At 78.0% G+C, this 4,469-nt stretch carries 3 protein-coding genes; 1 reads left to right on the plus strand and 2 read right to left on the minus strand.

From position 1 onward, the window contains the following. On the minus strand, positions 1 to 1,445 hold a 1,445-nt coding region (locus LCE31_RS37270; protein ID WP_225022497.1), incomplete at its 3' end, for a deoxyguanosinetriphosphate triphosphohydrolase. Positions 1,446 to 1,838: 393 nt separating this feature from the next. Here LCE31_RS37270 and LCE31_RS37275 point away from each other — a divergent pair. Beyond that, complete coding sequence (locus LCE31_RS37275) at positions 1,839 to 2,477, plus strand: SanA/YdcF family protein (RefSeq protein ID WP_225022498.1); 639 nt, start codon at positions 1,839 to 1,841, stop codon at positions 2,475 to 2,477. 132 nt (positions 2,478 to 2,609) lie between these two features. Here the strand turns inward: LCE31_RS37275 and LCE31_RS37280 are convergent, their stop codons facing one another. Continuing rightward, the gene (locus LCE31_RS37280; RefSeq protein WP_263632754.1) at positions 2,610 to 3,122 is read right to left on the minus strand and encodes a gamma-glutamylcyclotransferase family protein; all 513 of its coding nucleotides are present in this window, start codon (positions 3,120 to 3,122) and stop codon (positions 2,610 to 2,612) included. Between the last annotated feature and the right edge of the window lie 1,347 nt (positions 3,123 to 4,469).

The following is a 4,469-nucleotide window of genomic DNA, read 5'->3' on the forward strand; positions in this document are numbered from 1 at the left end:
GGGCCGGAGCGGGCCCGGGCTCTCGACACCTCGGGGCGGCCGGGTCGGAGCTGCCGGGTCGGGGGGCGGCGCCGGCCCCGCGGCGCCCTCGCGCCGGCGCATCGCGGGGCGGTGCCCCGGGCGTGCAGGGCGCGGGCGGCGGCGTCCGTGAGGGAGGCGATCTGGTCCACGACGGCGCGTTTGCGTGCCGCGTCGTCCGGCGCGGCCTCGAACAGCGCGCGGAACTGCGGGTTCAGGCCGTACGGCGCACGGTCGACGAGGGTGTGCGCCAGTGCGGCGAGTACGACCCGCTGGTCGGCGCGGATCACCTCCTGCTCGGGGCGCTGCATGACGTACCGGTCGGCCACCGCCTTGAGCACCGCGCATTCGAGGCGGGCCGGGCGCGGGACGACGAGGCGGGCGCCGTACCGGGTCAGCGGCCCCGGGCCGTACGCGGCGCGCGTCGCGGTCTCGGCGGCGAGGCAGAACCTGCCGATGAGTTCGCTCGCGGCGTCCTTGAGCCTGCCCTGCGCGAGCGCCGAGCCGTCGTAGGCGTGCGGCCACCACTCCTGCGCCATCAGGCGGTCGAGGGCGGCGGAGAGTTCCGCGGGATCGGTGCCCGGGTCCGTGTAACGGCCCAGCGCCACGGCCCAGATCGCGTCCCGCTCGGCGCGCGGGGCCAGGGCCGCCGGAACGATGTACCCGGCGTGCAGGCCGTCCTCGAAGTCGTGGACGGAGTACGCCACATCGTCCGACCAGTCCATGACCTGCGCCTCGAAGCACGTCCGTCCGGCGGGGGCGCCCTCGCGCACCCACGCGAAGACCGGCAGGTCGTCCTCGTACACACCGAACTTGAGCCCCCCGGACCGGCCCGCCGCGGCTGCCTCGGCGGCGCCTCGCGGCCAGGGGTACTTGGTGGCGGCGTCCAGCGCGGCACGGGTCAGGTTGAGGCCCACACCGGACTGCGGGGCGCCGGGCGCGGCGAACCGCTTCGGCTCGATCCTGGTCAGGAGCCGCAGGGACTGCGCGTTGCCCTCGAATCCGCCGCAGTCCGCGGCGAACTCGTCCAGAACACGCTCCCCGTTGTGGCCGAAGGGCGGGTGGCCCATGTCGTGCGAGAGGCAGGCCGCCTCGACCAGGTCGGGGTCGCAGCCGAGGGCCGCGCCGAGTTCGCGGCCGACCTGGGCGCATTCGAGGGAGTGGGTGAGCCGGGTGCGTGGGCTGGCGTCCCACTCCTCGCCGGGTGCGCCAGGCGTGACGACCTGGGTCTTTCCGGCCAGCCTGCGCAGGGCAGAGGAGTGCAGGACGCGCGCCCTGTCGCGCTGGAACGCGGTACGGCCGGGACGCTTGTCGGGCTCGGCGACCCAGCGGGCGGTGTCGGCGGAGCCGTAGCGGCCGCCGGGAACGCCGGCGGGGGAACCGTCGGAGGAGAGGTGGGGCGGGGTGGACCCGGGGGTGCCTGCCATGGTTCCGACGGTAACCGGAGCGCACGCGAAAGCGGCGTCCCTCCCGGTGCCGCCGGTCGGCCCACCGGTCCGCAAGCCTCCCCGCCGCCGCGGCCCGGCCCGGCCGGTCCGGTCCGGTCCGGTGGACCGCCGTCCTGCCGGAGGTCACGGGTGGCGGCGAGCGAACCGCCCCGGTGCGTGGCGCGTCTGGGGAAGGGACGGAGGCGCGGGACACTGGCGGGCGGACGGCGCGCGCCGCGGGGGGGGGGCCCGGGGGCCGCGGCGGAAGGCGGCTGCCGTGGAAGGGACGGGGCGGTGCGATCAGGAGCCGGGTCGCGTGCGGGACGGACGGCCCGCACGGTGCGGAACGGGCTGCGGACACGGCGAGGACGGCGGCGGCTGACGCAGGCGGTGATGGCGGTGTGCGCGCTGGCGCTCGCGCCCGCCGCCTGGCTGCATCTGTCGGCGGACGGCCGGGTCCGTACGGTGGCGGACGTACCGGCGACGGACGTCGCGGTGGTGTTCGGCGCGGGCCTGCGGAACGGCAGCCCCACGCCGTACCTGGCGCATCGGCTGGACACGGCGGTGCGGCTGTACCGGGCGGGGAAGGTGAAGGTGGTCCTCGTCACCGGCGACAACAGCACGAAGGGCTACGACGAGCCGGACGCGATGCGGTCCTATCTCACCGGGCACGGAGTGCCGCGCACGCGCGTCGTGGACGACTACGCGGGCTTCGACACCTGGGACTCGTGCGCACGGGCGAAGAGGATCTTCGGCGTACGGCGGGCGGTGCTGGTGACCCAGGGCTTCCATGTGACGCGTGCGCTGGCGCTGTGCGCGGCGGCGGGCGTCGAGGCGTACGGCGTCCCGGTGGCCGAACCGCACGACGTGACCTGGTACTACGGCGAGACGCGTGAGGTCTTCGCGGCGGACAAGGCGTCCCTGGACGCGGTGTTCAGGCCGTCTCCGACGTTCCTCGGCCCGAAGGAGGACGGCGTGGAGCGGGCGCTGGCGTCCCGGGCCGGGGCGCGGCGGGCGCCGTCGGCGCGGTGACCGGAGCACGGCGGGCCGCGAGTCGCGAGTCGCGGGCCCCGGGCCCCGGCGTCAAGGGCAGTGGCCTCCCTCGCCCGCCGTCGCCCTCCCTCGCCCGCCGTCGCCCTCCGTCGTCAGCCCCGCTCTCCGGTGTCAGAGGCGGGGGCCCCAGTCGTCGCCCGGGACGCGGCGGCCGTGCGCGCGCAGCTCCCCCGCGAGGCCCGGCGGGGCGACGTAGACCCAGGCCATGACCGTGCTGCCGGAGTCCGCGCGGACCGGACGGCTCACCCGCTCGTACAGGTTGTCCGGGGCGCCGGGCGCGCTGTAGCCCTCCAGGCCGTCCAGTGCGGCGAGCAGACGGGCGTACGTGCCCGGCGCGGCGGTCACGAGCTCACCGACCGCAGCGCCGCCCGTGTTCACACCGGGCGCGCCGTTCACGCCGGCCGGGCCGGTCGCGTCGAGGACCGCGTACGGGTAACCCGGGCCCTCGTAGAGCGCCGCGCCCGGCCGGACGGCCGGGACCGGGGGCCCCGCCGTCCTGCCGCGCAGCAGGAGGCCGTGGTTGTGGCCGCCGTCGCGGAGCGTGCCGTAGACGAAGAACGGGCGTCCGGTCACGGTGCCGACCGGTTCCGGGACGGCCGGACGCGGCGCTCCGGGGGCGGACAACGGCGGGCTCCTTCGGGAATAGAGAGGACGAGCAGACGGAGAGGCTGAGAGGGCGTCGTCGCATCCATCCTGTCAGCGGGCGCACGGCGCGTCACCCGTTCGGCGCGAGCCGTGCGGTGTGCCGGCCCTCGGTCGGGGGTTCCGCGCTGAACTGCGGCGATGCCAGGCGCTCCCGGCGCCGCAGCGTCCCTGCGGCGGTGATCTGACGCGCCCTCAGCAGGCGCGGAGGCGCCCGCACGCCTTACCTCTGGAGAGGACAGACGCCGCCTTCCCGGAGGACAGCATGCCCAGGACCGTCCGCACCGCCCGACTGGTGGCCGGCGCCGCGCTGGCGGCTGCCTCGCTCGGCGTGGTCGCCGCGAGCACGTCGCCCGCGCTCGCGGCCGGCTCCGGTGCGCCGGCGCTCAACCGCGTGCCCGCCGCCACCGGCGCCCTGGTCACCGCGGATGCCGCGGCCCACGGCGCCGCGAACGCGGCGGGCGGGGCCGTACCCTTCCGGCCCACGCCGCCGGGGCCCGCCCCGGCCGCCACGGAACTCACGCAGGGGCAGCCCGAACAGGCCGAGGCACCCGAGGGAGCGCCGCAGACAGAGGATTTGGACGAGGCCGGGCCGCTGAGCGGCGCGGGCCCTTCGGACCAGCCGTCCCAGGACGGGTACGCACAGGGCTCGGACCAGCCGGCCGGGGACGGAAATCCGCAGGGCTCGGATCAGCCGGCCGGGGACGGGGCTACGGATGGGGCGGTCCAGCCGACGGATGGGGCGGACCGGCCGTCCGAGGACGGGTATCCGCAGGGCTCGGACCAGCCGTCCCAGGGCGGGTACCCGCAGGGCTCCGGCCGGCCGTCCCAGGGCGGGTATCCGCAGCATCAGGGCGCCTCCGCCGGGTCCGGCGCCGCCGGCGCGCGGGGCCGGGGGGGGGGGGCCCCGCCCCGGGGCCCCCCCCGCCCCGGGGCCCCCGGGGGGGGGGGGGGGGGGGGGGGGGGGGGCCGGGGGGGGGGGGCGCGGCCCCCGGGGGCGGCGGGGGGGCCGGGGGGGGGGCCCGCCCCCCCCGGGCCCCCCCCCGGGGGCCCCCGGCGCCGCGGGGGGGGGGCGGCCGGCCGGGCCGCCGACCGGGATACCGCACGGCCACGTGGACACCGGGGTCGGCGGCAGTGTGCACATCGATGTCCCCAAAGTCGCGGTGGGGTCGGCCGTTCTGGCCGGGTCCGCCGTGGGCGGGGTATGGCTCCTGCGTCGCCGGGCGAGCGGCACGCAGAGCTGACGGGCCGCGGTTCCCACCCGCCGGACGCCCGCACCCGCCCCGTGTCCCCGCCCCGGTCATGCTTCTCGCTGACCCGGGCGGGGAC

The sequence above is a fragment of the Streptomyces sp. 8L genome (genome assembly GCF_020176795.1).
In the GTDB taxonomy this organism is placed as follows: Bacteria; Actinomycetota; Actinomycetes; order Streptomycetales; family Streptomycetaceae; genus Streptomyces.